Origin of the sequence: Thauera sp. 27, from assembly GCF_000310125.2 — a bacterium.
In the GTDB taxonomy this organism is placed as follows: Bacteria; Pseudomonadota; Gammaproteobacteria; order Burkholderiales; family Rhodocyclaceae; genus Thauera; species Thauera mechernichensis.
Map to the genome: position 1 here is coordinate 1 of NZ_AMXB01000114.1, position 337 is coordinate 337.

A 337-nucleotide genomic window follows, 5' to 3' on the forward strand; every position below is an offset into this window, starting at 1 on the left:
AACACGGTCGTTGGCAATGTCAATGCAGGCACCGTTTCCTTTGGCGCAGGCGACTTGGTGGCAACAGGCGCTGCCGACGTCAACATCGGCCTCACCGGCACAGTCTCACTCAACTCCGAAAAGTCCTTCACGGCGACCGGAACTGTGAACTCGGTCCTGACTTCAGCGGCGGTTAGTTCCAGCCTTCAGTCCGTCGCCTCGCTGGATGTCACCACCTTCGACAATGCGACCAAGGCGCTCAAGATCGTCGACTCTGCCCTGGCGGCAGTCAATGGTCAGCGAGCCAAGTTCGGCGCCCTGCAGTCGCGCTTCGAGACCACGATCGCCAACCTGCAGA

At 60.5% G+C, this 337-nt stretch carries 1 protein-coding gene; it reads left to right on the top strand.

Translation table 11 applies throughout. The annotated features are described in order from the left end of the window. Positions 1 to 57: 57 nt before the first annotated feature. Positions 58 to 337: flagellin (locus B447_RS21630; protein ID WP_269745270.1), on the top strand; the 280-nt coding region annotated here is incomplete at its 3' end.